Here is a 15,047-nt window from a genome sequence, read left to right as displayed (position 1 = left end):
GGTTTTTGGTTTCCGGCCAAGGCTTGTGGAAAAAAACTACATTTGTCCGGAACACTGGTCTTTTTGAAAAAAGTCACCATACAGGATATTGCAGAGGCACTAAACATTTCCTTCTCGACGGTTGCCCGGGCGCTCAACGACCACCCTGCCATCAGTCCCGCCACCAAAAAGCGGGTCAGGGAGGCCGCCCGCAAAATGCACTACCGGCCCAACAAGCTGGCCTCATCCTTGCGCTCGGGAAAGACCCATGTAGTGGGCGTGATCGTCCCCAACCTGCACGTCAGCTTTTTCAGCTCTGTCGTCCACGGCATCGACACGGTGCTCAACGAACACCAGTACAGCCTGCTCCTGTACCAGTCCAACGAATCCCTGGGCCAGGAGGTGAAAGGCATTGATACCTTTCTGAGGTCCCGGGTAGACGGGATCATCGCGTCGATTACCCGGGAGACCTCGCACTATGAACATTACGACGAGATCCGAAAACGCCATGTCCCGCTCATCCTCTTCGACCGGGTCGCAGAGAGCTTGCGCGTGCCTTCCGTCCGCATCGACGACTACAAGGGAGGCTTTATGGCGACGGAACACCTGATTGCCCAGGGTTATACGAACATCGCGCACATCACGGCGGAACAAGACCTGGCCATTGCCACCGAACGGCTCAGGGGTTACCGGGATGCACTGATCCGGCACGGTTTGCCGGTTCAGGAGGAACTGATCTGCAAAGGACCCTTTTCCGCAGATTTCGGAAGGGCCTGTGTGGCAAGCCTGCTGGATAGAAAGGTGCCCTTCGACGCCCTCTTTGCGCTCGAAGACTTCACCGCTTTAGGCGCCCTGCAAGAGCTGTTGGAACGAGGCGTGCGGGTACCCGACGAAGTAGGCGTCATTGGATTTGCCAATGAATCGTTCGGAACACTGGTAACCCCCGGTTTGTCTTCCGTGGACCAGCAAACGGTCCGCATGGGAGAGATCGCAGCGGAACTTTTTCTCGGCACGGTATCCGGCAACACCCCGGCTTCGGTCATGCTCGACCCTATCCTGGTGCCCAGGGCATCCTCTCTCAGGATACGTTAGGACATTTTAACATTAACAGGAACTAACGGACTATTAGCAGGGATTAATCCCTGCCGCGCTATCATTACGGCCGATTCAACGGCTTGCCATGATACGCACAACAACACTGCTGCTCCTTGCACTTTTATGCACCGGATTTCTTCCGGCGCGCGCTCAATATGCCCGGGTCGTGCAACATCTCAAAAGAATGGGCGCGGACTACCCTGCTCTTTATGCGGAGAACCATCTGGATTCCCTGGAAAGCTTTTTAAAAGGTGAAGACGATCATTACGTGTTCATATTTGCGTTACAAAAACTGGCGGAGATCGAAGCCGGGAATTTCGCCGCAGACCGCTTGCCCTGCAATGTGCGACGGCGCCTATGCCGTCTTTCTTACTATTTCAGAGGTTTGCAAAAGGGGACGTTTGCGTTTAACATAGACGCCGGGAAGAGGGAACCTTCCGACATGACCCGGTATGTCAAACCTTTGTTCCTCCTGTCTGCACGCTGGGCAAACGACCTGCTTGCACGAAGAAACGGCCTGGATTCCACCGAGGTCTTTATGCTCCGGGTCTTCTCAGGGGATATACTAAGGCCACGCCAATTTTTGAAAGGAGACAAAGCGCTCGATTCGGTGATCCACGCGGTAGAATTACATTGCCTCTCCAGCATGCGCCGCTATCCATCAGGCCACGGGCGATATGCCTTAGAGGGAGGCTCTGGTGCCTGGATACCCATCGGGCCCCTGAGCGTAGTAGGCACGCACCCGTCACTGGACTGCCATTTCGGTGGAGGCAGGGCGACGTATGAAATTGCCATAGACTTCGGCTTCCGTTTTTTTTCAACCCCTCGCCCCTACCAGGTATTTAGGGATGATTCCTTGTGGTCGTGCACAGATTTCTTTGGCGGTCATATCGGCGCAACCTATACCCGTTATGTTTTCCGTCATCCGCACTGGGAACTTGGGCTGGTAACCGGGATTGCCTATGAAGGGTTTGACATTACCGAGAACGATACAGGTATATACAAACGGCTCGATCCTGCGGATATCAATTCGGCCGACTGGATGAATGGCCTCCGGTTCAATTGGTTTTCCCTCGGAAGATCGCATATCGGCCTGGAGGCTGTCTATCACCTCATCCACTACGACAATCCCAAGGGCACCGATCTGAGCGGCGATGCCTTTACGGTTCGGGTTCTTATAGGTGGAAACTAAAAACTGTTATCGTTATGAAACGCTTGCTTTGCATCCTCCTTGCGCTGCCGCTCCTGGCTCACGCGCAAAATCCCGCCAAGCTTACGGAGTGGGTGGTCTCCCGGCATTTCGATTCCCTTCAAATGTACCTGGAACGAGGGGGGCCGGGCTTGAACAATGCCTATCCTGAACTTTATTTCGCCTTACAAACCCTACTGGCCACGGAGAACAATACCTGGTACAAAATGGTATTCCCGCCCAGGTTTATTCAAAACCTCCTCGATTCCTATGCACGGGGGGCGTCGCCCATGCATGGTCCGTTGGCTGCATGGGCGGACAGGCTGCTCAAGGAAAAGCAGGACAGCATGGATATTTTGCAGCGGTTTTGCTGCGAGGTGTACGCGGGCCGGATCGCTTATCCCTCGGAGTATTGTAACCGTCATTCGGACCTTAGCATCCTTGTCTCGCCATCGGAGAATTCAAGGAGGCTGCGATCTTTTATGTTATGGACGGAGGAAGCCAGCCAAAAGGCGCCCCGCTGGTATGCCGAAAGACAATTCGACTCACTGGCGCATTTCATGCGGATAGACACGGACTGTCACTGCCCGGCCGTAGATACCGGATTCAACTACAATGCCGTACAGACTTCCCTGCGGATCCTATGTATGATCGAATCGAAAACTTTTTCCCCGTTTCGTTTGCCCTGTGACCTCCAATGGGTATTGTCTGCATATACGTACAGCATGGGAGACATCGACTATGAAACTTTTTTCACCTATCATCTACCGGTGGCAAAACACGTGTACCTGGATTTGACCCGGTATATGTACCCGCTATTTATCGTCGCAAGGGACTGGGCCAAAGACCTGTTGCGCCGCGAAAATCCGATGAGCCCCCTGGAGCGTTATTTGTGTAATGTCTTTGCCGGTAATGATGCGCAGTCGGTTAGGACGTGGAAAAAAACAAAAAGAAACCTTCCTGTCCTTGACACCTTGAGCGACAAATGTGCTGCCATCGAGCGAACCTATCCGAAAGGCCTTGGCAGGGTAATGATCGAGGCATCGGCCAGCGCCTGGATTCCTACCGGTCCCCTCTCCAGGCTAGGGGTGCATCCCTCCCTCGACTTTGTTATCGGCGGGGGCAACCGGAAAAATGAATATGCCTTTGCTTTTGGTTTCCGAATGCTACGAACGCCTACGCCTTACTACGTCTTACGGGACGACACCTTAAGGGCGCGTACCTACTACTCAGGCACTCACTTTGGCTTGGAATACACACGGTTTTTTGTTCACCGGACGCAATGGGAAATTGGATGGAATACGGGAATCAGTGTTGACAATTTCGCCGTTGCGCCCCTGGACACGAGCCAGGATAAAATCCTCAACCCCAAAGTGATCTCGTCGGCGGACTGGAGCAACGGCATACGCGTTAATTATTTCTATTCGAGACGCGGCCACCTGGGGCTGGAGGGCGCTTTTCACCTGTTCCATTACGCCAACCCGGGGGGAAGCAACCTGGATGGAAATGCCTTTACCCTGAGGGCATATATCGGCGGAAACTAGCTTACACCCCGAACTGCCGTAGGTGATGATCCAGGTGTTTATACATAAACATCGCCCATTCCTCCGGCGCCATCGCGCCGAAAAATGAATGCGGGTATTGGGTGCACTTGTCGCGTCCCCCCTCGAAAAACTGGCTGACCAGCGCCGTCAGGCGGTTCTTTTCTGTGGCAAAATCGGGCTCATGCAGGATGACAAAGTCCTTATCGGTCGGGCTGTTTTTGGGCCACCCGCGGTGCTCGTCGAGGATGCGTTTTTTGATCAGGGGGCCGAACAGGTAGCTTAGCCAGGGGCGGGGGTTTGGCTTTTTACCACAGGCTACTTCGAGGGCAAGGGAACAGTGGGCCAGCATCTGGGATACGGTCATCTTGCCCCATTGCCGGACGCTTTGGGGCGTCAGGCTGCCGATACGGTCCAGGATAAGGGCTACGTCCGTCCGGTTAAACAGGCTGTGCATAGGCACCATAAATTTAGCGAAAATAAAAGACCCCCCAAAGGGGGTCTTTCGCGGGGCGCGCCGCCTCTGGCGGCGCCAAAATGGAAAGCCCCCTTTCGGGGGCCTTCATTGGATGGGTTGAATGTTGCCGAAGCAAACTATTTAAGACCTACGACCAGCACCTGGAAGGACCCGGGCACGGTGTTCGGACGACGCTGACCGGGAGCCGTAGTGGCTTCGAAGTCGGCGGTAGGCGTATAGATCTTGTGCGTGGATTCGTCCACGGTACAGGTCCGCGCGCCCCGTTTGGTGGGTACATTGGCTAGGACCGTAAAGGTGGAGGCGTCCTTTTCCTGGATAACCGTGAGGGTGCCTTCCCCGTTGGAAGAGTAGACCCGGCGCAGTTTCGAGTCGAACCCGACACCGTCGCAACCATCCCCGATGGGCACCTGGGCCACGACAGTCCCCTTATCGGCATCCAGGACGATCAGGGTTTTGTTGTCACAGCCGGCAAACAGGCGGCGGGTTTTGCGGTCGATGGCCAGACCGGAAGGGGATTCACCCGGGGCGATGGACCAGCGGTTGACGACCTGGAAGGTCTTAGCGTCCACGGCGATGATCTGGGCTTTGTCTTCGATGTTGACAAAGATCTTCCCGGCCCCGTCGCTGACAGCGGTCTCGGGCTTGCCGCCCACGGGGACCGTGGCAACGACCTGGTTGGTGGCCGGGTCGATGATGGACAGGTCCTGGCTGCGGCCGTTACAGGTCACTACTTTGCCAGAGTAGTCGTCATAGAAAATGGCATCGGGGTTCTGGCCGGCCGGTATTTGCGCTTCGACGGCCAGGCTCTTCTGATCGAATACGGTGACGGTGTTGATGCGCCCGTTGCTCGTATAGCCCTTGCCGTTGGGCGCAATGGCGATACCATGGACACCGGTGGTGTTGGGGATAACCCCCAGGGAATCGCCGGTGGCCTTGTCCAGGATGTTGACCTGTGTGCCATGGGATACATAAAGGTGGTTGGATTGGGGATCCACGAATATGTAGTCCCAGCCACCGGAACTGGCGATATGGAACGTATTCAGAACGGCATAATCCGCGGGTAGGACTATGCCCGACATCGAAAGAAACAGGATTAGCTTTTTCATATCTACTGTTTTGGTTTAAAGATGAGGTGGATGAGGCTGGGGAGGACGACCAGGAGCAAGGGAAGAGCGATGATAAAACCGCCGATCACCGCGATCGCGAGGGGCTGGTGGAGCTGGGCCCCCGTACCGATCCCCAGGGCGATGGGCGCGAGCGCAATGATCGCCCCCAGGGCGGTCATGAGCTTTGGCCTCAGCCGGGTGGAAATGGAATAGATAACCGCCTGGTCCACGTCCCCGCTTTCCCGGAGGGACTCCCGGAATTGCCAGAAAGTGAAGATCGCGTTCTCGCCGATGATCCCGACGATCATGATCAGACCGGTATAGCTGCCCACGTTCAGGGGCGTGCCCGTCAGGTAGAGCGCCAGGTAACTCCCGGAAATACCCAGCACGGAGACCAGGAGGATGACAAGGGCGACGCGGAAGTCGCGGAACAGGAACAGGATGACCCCGAAAACGAGGAGACTCGCGGTGATCAGGATGATCAACAGTTCCTGGAAAGACTGTTGCTGGTCGGCATACGCCCCGCCGTAGGCGATGGAATATCCTTGCGGCAGGGAGAGTTTGGCGGACACGGCCTGCTGGATCTCTTTCATGACGCTGCCCAGGTCCCGTCCTTCGAGACGGCCGGTAACCACGCCCATGGACTGGAGGTCCTGCCGGTTGATCTCCGCATCCCCGGGGTTCAGGTGCACGTCTGCCAGGGTCGTGATCGGCTTGAGCTTACCATCGGGCAAAAACACCTGGAGCTGCCGGAGGCCGTCCACGCTCAAGGTCCGGTTGCCCGGGTACACCATGCGTACGTCCGTGAGCTGGTCGCGGTCGTAGACCGAACCGACGACGTTCCCTTCCAGGGCGGTCTGCAACTGGAATTGCAGGCTGGAGGGCGTGACACCGTATTGCGCCAGGGCCTCCGGGCGGGGCGTCACGTCGACGGAGGGGCCCGCAATGACGATCCCATCAAAGACGTCCGCCGTGCCGTCCACGTGGGAGACGATGCTGTCCACCTGCCGGGACAGCTGTTGCAAACGCGCCTGGTCCTCGCCAAAGATTTTTACTTCGATCGGTTGCACCGACGTCATCAGGTCGCCCAGCATGTCCCCGATCACCTGGCCGAAGTCCACCCGGAGCGCCGGTTGCGTCGCCTGGATCTTGTGCCGGAGGTCGGCGATGACCTCGTCGGTACTTTTATCCCGGCTTTTCTTTAAGGATATCAGGTAGTCCCCGGTATTGGGTTCCGTGATAAAGAAGCCCATCTGCGTCCCCGTCCGTCGCGAATACGCCTGGACTTCCGGGGTGGTCACGATGATCTTTTCCACCTCCCGGAGCATGCGGTCCGTTTCTTCCAGGGAGGTACCCGGAGGAGACGTATAGTCCATCACAATGCTGCCCTCGTCCATTTCCGGGAGAAAACCCGTTTCCAGTTGGGGAAAAATCAGGACGATGGAGACGATCAGCCCCGCGATGATGACGAGGCTGATGTATGGACGGCGGATAAAGAAGGCGACCCAGCGCTGACGGTGTACGGCATGCGGAGGCGGGATCTTGGTGGCTGCTTTGGCGCCGCCTTTACGCGACAGCAGCAGGTAGATCACCGGAAGGATCAGCCAGGTCACCGCAAAAGAACAGATCAGTGTGATGATCATGGTATTGGTCATCACCTTGAAATAGGCGCCCGCCACCCCTGTCATCAACACGAAGGGTAAAAAGATCACGATGGTGCTCAGCGATGACCCTACCATAGCGGGGAACAGGTAACGGATGGCCTTTTGCACCAGCGACACCGAGGCTTCATCGGGGTGTTCCTCGTGGGTCCGGTGGATCTGCTCCACCACCACGATGGCGTCGTCGATGATCAGGCCGATCGCCGCCGCGATGGCACCCAGTGTCATAATGTTAAACGTCTGGCCGGTGGCGTACAAACAGATCAGCGTCAGGCAAAGCGTAGCGGGGATGGTCAGCAGGATGACGCTGCTGGCCTTGAAAGAGCGCAGGAAAAGAATGGCCACAAAAATGGCCAGTGCCAAACCGATCCAAAGACTGTCCGTCACGCTTTTGACGGCATCCCTGACAAAATCGGCCTGGACATAAAACGGTTGTATGGACACGTCCGGCGGAAGCGTCTTGCGCAACTCCGTCAGCTTGGCGTTCATAAGATCGGACACGTCGACGAGGTTGGCATTGGGCTGTTTGATCACCGCCAACAAGATCCCCTCGTGCCCGTTGGCGTTGATCTTGACGTACTCTTTGGCCTCCTGGATCTGGACGTCGGCGATATCCCGGAGAAGGATGATCCTTTTGCCGTTGTTGCTCAGGACGATCTGGCCCAGTTGTGTTTTATCCGCCACGGACGCGTCGGTCAGGGTCAGGTAAAGCAGGCGGTAGTCGGCTAAGTAGCCATTCGACCGGACGAAGTTGGTCTGGGCCAGGATGGCGCTGACGCTGTCCGGGGTCAGGCCAAGGGTGCTCATTTTTTTGGTATCCAGGATCAGCCAGTACTCTTTTGTTTTTCCCCCGATCACGCGCACCTCGGAGACCCCGGGGACCTGCGATAAAAAGGGTTTGATCGTGTACATGGCCAGGAGCTTCATGTCTATGGGCGAACGCGTCTTGCTCTCCAGCGAGTACCCGATGACGGGTAGGATAGACGGGTTCATCCGCTCCACGGTAATCTGTACATCGGGGGGCAGGTTGCCCCGGATCTCGTTGATCTTGGATTCGATGCGCTGCAGGCTGATGTCTATATCGGCCTTCCAGTCCATAAAGGCGGATATTTCGCAGGTGCCCCGGCTCGTCGTGCTCCGGATCATCTGGAGGTCCGGTACCTGCTTGACGGCGTTTTCAAGGTCGCGGGTCACCGTAATCATCATCTTGCGCACCGGCATCTGGCCGGCGTCGGCGATAATCTTAATCTTTGGGAACGTGATCTCCGGGAAAAGGGAGGTTTGCATACGGCTGTACGCAAAACCCCCACCGAGGAGGATGATCACCAGGATAACGGTGATGGGACTTTTGTATGTGGTAAAAAAACGGTCCATTTCTTATTGGTTCGCGGTCGTGTCAACCGATACTTTTGCGGTATCGCCAAGTCCATAGTTCCCCGTCAGCAAGACATTATCGGTCGCTTTCAAAGACGGTGACAGGATTTCCACCCGGTCTGTGGTCTCCAGCCCCTTTTGGACAGGCACCTTGACCGCCGTAGCGCTGTCGATCATTTTCATGATCCAGTACTGGCTTTGGGTTTCGTCGGTAAGCACGGCTGCCTTGGGAAGCGATACCGCCCCTGTCTTTGCCTGTTTGACCAGGGTCACCTTGGCGATCAGGTTCTCCGGCAGGGATTGCCTGGTTTGCACCCGGATCACGTACGGCTGTGTCTGGCTCGCCGGGTCGACCGACGGCAATGCCTCGGATAACGTCCCCGGGATCACGGTTCCGTCCGGCAGGTGGAGCTGAAGCTGGCGGTTTTCCGACAAGTAAGGTTTTAGTTCGTAGGGCAGGTTCAGCAAAAACACAAAGCTGGTTTCATCGCTGATCACCGCCAGTTGCTCGCCGTCCTGGACATAGTCGCCGGCATGGTAGGTCAGCTGGGTGATGTACCCATCCCCAGGCGATTTGAGATGGATCGTCCCTACAAAGTGCAGCGAGGTATCCAGGGCCGTGACCGTATTCCCCAGGCTTCGGGCCTCTTTGGTCTGGAGGATAAACAGGTCTTCCCCCTTGTGCACGTACTTGCCCAGTTGCGCATTGACAGTGACCAGGTATCCCCCCGCATTGGCCTTGACATAGTACTTCAGCAGGAAGGAAGACACCGCGTTGACTTCCACGGTTTCGTCCATGCGCCCGACGGCGGGATGCGTAAGGGTCACCGGAGTGACGGCGTCGGCCGGGTTGGCGTCCGCCTCTTCGTCAGAGGCGGCATGCTTGCAGGCGGCAAGACCAAGACCAAGCGTCAGCATTACAATGTATCGTAGCCTCATTTGCGGTTCCAGTAATTGATTTGGTTAATGATTTGGAGCTTGCCCACGGTATTTTGGGTAATGACGTTCTGGGCGGCCAGGTAGTTGCCGATGGCGATGATATAGTCCGCGATCTTTACGTCCCCGGTGGCCAGCAGCTTCCGGTTCGCGTCGATGAGGGCGCGGGTATACCGGGATTGCTCGGTGGCCTGATCGATCACACCCTGGGTCGCCTGCAGTTGTTGGATCAGTTGGGCTACCTGCTGCTGGTATTGCGTCTTGAAAAAGTCCCGGTAGTTCGCCCGGGTCATTTCTTCGATGGAGACTTTGTCGTGTTGCATCTTGCGCTGCCTGCCGTCGTAGATCGGTACGGTGATGTTGACGCCCACACTGAAACCAAAGTTCTGATAAGGCGTAAATGCCAGCGAAGACACATAGCCGGCATCCGCATACAGGCTGACCTTGGCTTTATAGCCGTAGTCTATCAACGCATCACTGTTGCGCAGGACCAGGCTGTCCACCACGAATTTCCGGTAAAAGACCGTGCTCTCGGGGTCGAGCCAGCTCACGGAATCCAGGGCGGGCGCCGGGAGCTCGCCGAATGACGTATCCGCGAGTCCGCAGGTGTAATTCAGCGCGGCGAAGTCCACCTGGAATTGCACCCGGGCCTGGGTGAGCGTCAAGGCTTCCTGCTGCAGGGTCACCCGGAATGTAAGATAATCGGTCTGACGGTAGACGCCTTTTTCCGTCAGCTGTTTGAGCAACCCCTCCTCATCCGTCAGGAGTTTCAGCACATCCTGGTTGAACTGGTATTGCTGCCAGTCGCCATACGCCGTGATGTACTGGGTGGCGACCGTCTTTTTTAAGTCCTGTTCGCTGATTTTCCCCGTCACCGAGAGCGACTCGTTTTGGAGCCGGAGGGCGTCGTACTGGTTTTCAAGGTTGCTTTTTCCAACCAGGCGCTGGTTGAAGGTGATCAGTTCACTGAAATTCGCGCCGTTGGTGATGGCATTGTCGTATCCCCACCCATTGACCGTGGGTGCATAGGTATTGCTGCTCACCCCGTTGATCTGCGGTTTATACCCCGCCCGGATGCGGGCGCTGTCGATCTGGTTGGACCGGGCCTGGTTCCGGTAGTCTTTCAAAAGCGGGCTCCCCTTCAGCGCCTCGCCGACATAATAGGAAAGACCCTGATGGGGACCCTGGGCACGGGCGGTTCCCCCGACGATCAAACCCAGCCCCAGGAGCCATCGAATTTGCACACCTTTGAACATGGAGGCAAAGGTGCGGAAAGATTCTGGGGAAATTCTGTGCCCGCCGGGGGGGAGGAGCAAAAAAAAAGGCCCGCCGGAAGCGGGCCTTTGGGATGGTATTGTGCAATTATTTCGACGTGTCTTTGGTCGTGTCTTTGGTGACCTGCTTCCCGCTTTCCAGGGACGCGGCCTGTTTGGAGAACTGCGTCTTCAGACCCTGGAGCTGCGATACAATGGCCTTGGCGGTCTGGAGGTCTTCCTGGAATGCCGTGGCGTCGTTGTCGGAAAGGGAACTATAGTAGTCCACTTGCTGGCGGCAGTCGCGGATCACGGCGTCGGCTATCTGCTGACCCTTCGCGGTATCCCCGGCGAGGTAGAACGCGTAGGCGTACTGCATCGAAGTGATGTCTTCCTGGTTCCGGAAGGATACCATGCCCCAGGGAAGAGAAGCCGCCTTGATCTTGTCGTACCCGTAGTTGAGGACCTTGAGGGCGGTGTCTTTTTGGGACTTCGTCGCCAGGACCTGACCTAAGGTAGAGAAGGCGCTCCGGATGGAGAGAAGGACGCGGCGCCCGTTCTCGTCGAAGTAGACGTCGGATTTTTCCGCGCCGCCGAACTTGAACTTATCCATCAGGTTATGATACATGGTGTCCGTATTGACGGTGGGCACCCCTTGTTCGGGACGGAGGGGAACCAGGCGGTAGGCGATCCCGTCTTCCTGGACGAAATTGGTGATCCCCAACCCGTAAGGCTGCGAGAAATATACCGGTCGATTCCATTTATTGGCGGCGATGATGTTGAACTCCATAATGTCGTTCTTCAGCAGCGCATTGCCGGGGAAGGTAAAGTTGATCTTGTCGAGGATGCGGGCGCTGTCTTTCTCCACCACAGTCCCGTTGGCCAGGACGGTTGTCTTGTCTACGGGCAGGGAGAAGTTGTGCGTCGGGAAATAGTTCAACGCGCCCCCGCCCTGGGTTTGCAATTGATTTTTATCGTCTCCGATAAAGGCCATGAGGTCGTTCAGGTCCATATACCCGTCCTTCGGGAATTTGCCCTGGTCGGAATAAGGTACGTAGTTGCGGTTATCCCCCAGGTATTTATCAGGCGTCCAACTCATGGGGATGGGCGCACTTTCGTTGATCTTGCTGCGGAGCTGGTTGATCATCCAGTCCGTTCCCAAAAGGCTGGTCACGATGACACGGACGTCGGGCCGGACGTTTTCCACTTCCTGGGCGTACCAGAGCGGATAGGTATCGTTGTCACCGCCGGTGAACAGGATGGCGTTGGGCGCACAGGAGTTGAGGTAATCGGAGGCGGCGTCACGGGCCAGGGTCTTTGCGGACCGGTCGTGGGCCTTCCACTCCTGGCAGGCCATCAGCAGGGGAACCGCGGCCAGGCAAAGGACCGTGGACCCGGCGGCAGCGGAAAGACCCGCTACTTTCTGACGCTTCAACAGGTCATATACAAAAAGAACACCCAACCCGATAAAGATCGAAAACGCGTAAAACGATCCTACATAAGAATAGTCGCGTTCCCTCGGTTGCGGAAGGGCCTGGTTGAGGTAAAGGATGATGGCGATGCCGGTAAAGAAGAACAACAGGAAGACGACGACCGCATTGGTCTTGTCGCGCTTGTATTGGAATATCAACCCCAGCACACCCAAGAGCAACGGCAGCATGAACAGCGGGGCGTGGGCCTTGTTGTGTTTGAGGGACTCGGGGAGCTTGCTTTGGTCACCCAGCCTCAGGTTGTCGTAGAAGGGTATACCGGAAATCCAGTTCCCGTCCCGGACATTGCCCAACCCCTGGAGGTCGTTCTGGCGGCCGGCGAAATTCCACATGAAGTAGCGCCAGTACATCCAGTTGAACTGGCGATCCCACAGCCATTTGATATTGTCCCCGACGGTGGGCTCTTCACCGTCTGCAAGACCTGCGTAGTTCTTATAATAATCCACGTGTCCCTGGCTGTTGTCGGAATCCCACATACGCGGGAACAGGTGGATGTCAGCAGGGTCGTATTCGTATTTGAGTTTTTTGCCTACGATCTCGTAGCGTCCGGTGGTTTCATCCTTATAATAGATGTTCCCCGTTTCGGCGGAATTGATAGGCCGCGCTGTAAAGTATGCCCCCGAAAGAACAGGCCAGTCGCCGTACTGGGACCGGTCCAGGTAGGCCACGAGCTCGATCGGGTTGTTGACGTTCTGCATGTTCACCGCGGGATTCGCGTTGGCGCGGATCAGGATCACGGCATAGGAAGAATACCCCAGCAGGATAAAGATCAGGCCGTATAACCCAATCTCCAGGTAGCGCTTGCCCCGTTTGATGGACCACCGGATACCCCAGATCACCAGCCCCAGCATAAGGGCGATGAAGAAGTAGCAACCCGAGTTGAAAGGCAGACCGAAGTCGTTCACGAACATCAGCTCGAACGCCCCCATCAACTTGACGCTGTATTGGATGAGCACGACCTGGACCACGCCGGTCAGGACGCAGGCGATCAGAAATGCCAGGAGCATCCCCTTGCGGGAGAACTTATAGCGGCGGAAGTAAATCGTCATGACGATGGCGGGTATACTCAGGATCGAGAGCAGGTGGACGCCGATCGACAAACCAATGATATAGCAGATGAGGATGAGCCAGCGGTCGGAGCCGGGCTGGTCGGCCTGCTCTTCCCATTTCATGATGGCCCAGACGGTCATCGCGATAAAGAGCGGGGATACACCGAACACGATGGCTTCCACGGCAGAGAACCAAAAAGAGTCGGAAAAAGCAAAGGCCAGCGCCCCTACGGCTCCGGCCCCTAAGATGGCAATGGTTTTTTCGCGGTTGATCTCTTCCCCTTTACCGACCACCAGGCGTTTGGCCAGGTGGGTAATGGTCCAGAAAAGGAACATGACCGTAAACCCGCTGGACAGCGAACTCAGGAGGTTCACCTGGACGGCGGCGTGGGCATTGGCCACGGTGGCGTCCCAGCCACCCCCGAAAAGGATGATAAAGATGCGTCCCAGAAGGATAAACAGAGGGGCACCGGGTGCGTGTGAAATTTGCAGTTTGTAAGCGCAGGGGGTGAATTCCCCGCAGTCCCAGAAGCTCACGGTGGCCTCACGGGTCATCACAAACACGGTGCAGGCAATGGCACAGATGATCCACCCGAAGATGGTATTGGTCTTTTTAAAACTCATGCGGCAAATTAGGGAGTTTATGGGAATCCAGCGGAAATGATAGGTTTTTTTTAACGTTCTGGCGTCAGTTTCCCGGAATCGTAGGCTTTCTTGAAGTGGGCGTAGTCCCTGCGCACCTTCCCGGCATATTTGGAAGCATAGTCCGCAACGTATTTTTTCCATTCATCCGCCTTCCCGGCAAAGGCGATCAGTTCGTCAGCCGTGGCCGATCCCTGGCGCCCACCGGAGCGCAGCGCGCCCCAGGCGCAAATGGCCCCTACTTTGTCGATAAATTGGCTGCAGCGTTTGGTTTTGCCCCCGAAGTGAGCGAGGTTGAGTTTGTCTTCCATGGGTTGGAGTTCCTTGACCACAAAGTGCCGGCCGTCTATTTCCATGGTGCTGAGCAACGCCGGGGCGGCAGCCTCCACGCGTTTTTGGATTTCTACGATCCGTTCCGCCTGGGAGGTCCAGGCGGGCTGCCGGAAGTGGTGTCTCAGGAGCAGGCTGGGTGCCTGGGCTTCCTTGATATCGATCAGGGCATACCGGCCCTTGCCGGAGTGGCCTTCCACAAGAACAGCGTACCGTTCCATCCCCAGGCTGCCGGTGCCGGCTATGCGAAAAGCGATGTCCTTGATGGCAAAAAATTCGGGATTGCTCTTGTACAAGGGGGTCTTGCAAAAAGCGTCGCTTACGCGCTTCTGCTCTTCCTCACTGATGGCGATATAGTGGCCTGTCCCGGTGACCAGGCGGGGTTTCTTTTTCCCCTCTACCCTACCCGTCAGGAATTCCTTCCGGGTCCGGTTTTGCACGGTTTGAAGGAGCTGGCGGATGACCCCCACGGCTGTTTCCTTTTCCAGCACCCGGATATACCCTTTTTGCAGGGTCGTCGCAAACTGGTCCAGGAATGCCTTCACATGAAACACCGCGCCCTTGGCGTCCATGCCCAGCTCGTCCGCCCCGACATGGACGCTGCACGCAAAGCGCGTAATGTCCAGCAGACAGGGCGCCAGGGCGGCTTCATCGAAGTCATTCAGGTCGAAGTAGGCCAGGCCGTTATCGCCCTTGAAACTGCCGAGGTTCTCCAGGTGCAGGTCCCCGCAGATCCAGGTCTTTGGCGACTGCAGGATCGGGCTGTCCTTGGGGATGTCTTCGAAGAACAAATGGTCGCTGCCGCGCAAGAAACCAAAGGCATTCCTGCTCATGGCAGTGTACTTCATGGCCAGGACAGCAGGGATCCGTCCCTTGTTGTAGGCCTGGATTCTGTGGAGGAGGCTAGGCTCGGTCATCCCCTAA

The 15,047-nt window shown here is 56.6% G+C and carries 10 protein-coding genes; 3 read left to right on the top strand and 7 right to left on the bottom strand.

The window, feature by feature from the left end; all coding sequences use genetic code 11:
* Nucleotides 1-63 precede the first annotated feature (63 nt).
* The 3 genes from EDB95_RS22855 to EDB95_RS22845 all read left to right on the top strand — a co-directional run bounded on the left by EDB95_RS22855 (nt 64) and on the right by EDB95_RS22845 (nt 3,807).
* The gene (locus EDB95_RS22855) at nt 64-1,071 is read left to right on the top strand and encodes a LacI family DNA-binding transcriptional regulator (protein WP_133997847.1); all 1,008 of its coding nucleotides are present in this window, start codon (nt 64-66) and stop codon (nt 1,069-1,071) included.
* A gap of 169 nt (nt 1,072-1,240) precedes the next feature.
* Nucleotides 1,241-2,266, top strand: a complete 1,026-nt coding sequence (locus EDB95_RS22850) for a hypothetical protein (RefSeq protein ID WP_133997844.1) — start codon at nt 1,241-1,243, stop codon at nt 2,264-2,266.
* Nucleotides 2,267-2,280: 14 nt separating this feature from the next.
* Nucleotides 2,281-3,807, top strand: a complete 1,527-nt coding sequence (locus tag EDB95_RS22845; RefSeq protein WP_133997841.1) for a hypothetical protein — start codon at nt 2,281-2,283, stop codon at nt 3,805-3,807.
* Nucleotide 3,808: 1 nt separating this feature from the next.
* Here EDB95_RS22845 and EDB95_RS22840 read toward each other — a convergent pair whose 3' ends face one another.
* From EDB95_RS22840 to EDB95_RS22810, 7 genes are all read right to left on the bottom strand, one after another.
* Nucleotides 3,809-4,261: a DUF1569 domain-containing protein gene (locus EDB95_RS22840; protein WP_162852747.1), complete on the bottom strand. Its 453-nt coding sequence runs from the start codon at nt 4,259-4,261 to the stop codon at nt 3,809-3,811.
* 137 nt (nt 4,262-4,398) lie between these two features.
* Nucleotides 4,399-5,388, bottom strand: a complete 990-nt coding sequence (locus EDB95_RS22835; RefSeq protein WP_133997835.1) for a YncE family protein — start codon at nt 5,386-5,388, stop codon at nt 4,399-4,401.
* 2 nt (nt 5,389-5,390) lie between these two features.
* On the bottom strand, nt 5,391-8,423 hold the full coding sequence (locus tag EDB95_RS22830) for an efflux RND transporter permease subunit (RefSeq protein WP_133997832.1): 3,033 nt from the start codon (nt 8,421-8,423) through the stop codon (nt 5,391-5,393).
* Nucleotides 8,424-8,426: 3 nt separating this feature from the next.
* Nucleotides 8,427-9,362, bottom strand: coding sequence for an efflux RND transporter periplasmic adaptor subunit (locus EDB95_RS22825; protein ID WP_133997829.1), 936 nt, complete (start codon nt 9,360-9,362; stop codon nt 8,427-8,429).
* Nucleotides 9,359-10,615, bottom strand: a complete 1,257-nt coding sequence (locus tag EDB95_RS22820; RefSeq protein ID WP_133997826.1) for a TolC family protein — start codon at nt 10,613-10,615, stop codon at nt 9,359-9,361. The genes EDB95_RS22825 and EDB95_RS22820 overlap by 4 nt, the downstream gene beginning before the upstream one ends.
* A gap of 106 nt (nt 10,616-10,721) precedes the next feature.
* Nucleotides 10,722-13,775 (bottom strand): glycosyltransferase family 117 protein, encoded by a 3,054-nt coding sequence (locus tag EDB95_RS22815; protein ID WP_162852746.1) that lies wholly within the window; start codon nt 13,773-13,775, stop codon nt 10,722-10,724.
* Nucleotides 13,776-13,825: 50 nt separating this feature from the next.
* Nucleotides 13,826-15,040: a DUF2252 domain-containing protein gene (locus tag EDB95_RS22810; RefSeq protein WP_133997820.1), complete on the bottom strand. Its 1,215-nt coding sequence runs from the start codon at nt 15,038-15,040 to the stop codon at nt 13,826-13,828.
* Nucleotides 15,041-15,047: the final 7 nt, after the last annotated feature.

Source organism: Dinghuibacter silviterrae, assembly GCF_004366355.1.
Classification (GTDB): domain Bacteria; phylum Bacteroidota; class Bacteroidia; order Chitinophagales; family Chitinophagaceae; genus Dinghuibacter; species Dinghuibacter silviterrae.
This window is presented reverse-complemented; position numbering and strand designations above follow the sequence as displayed.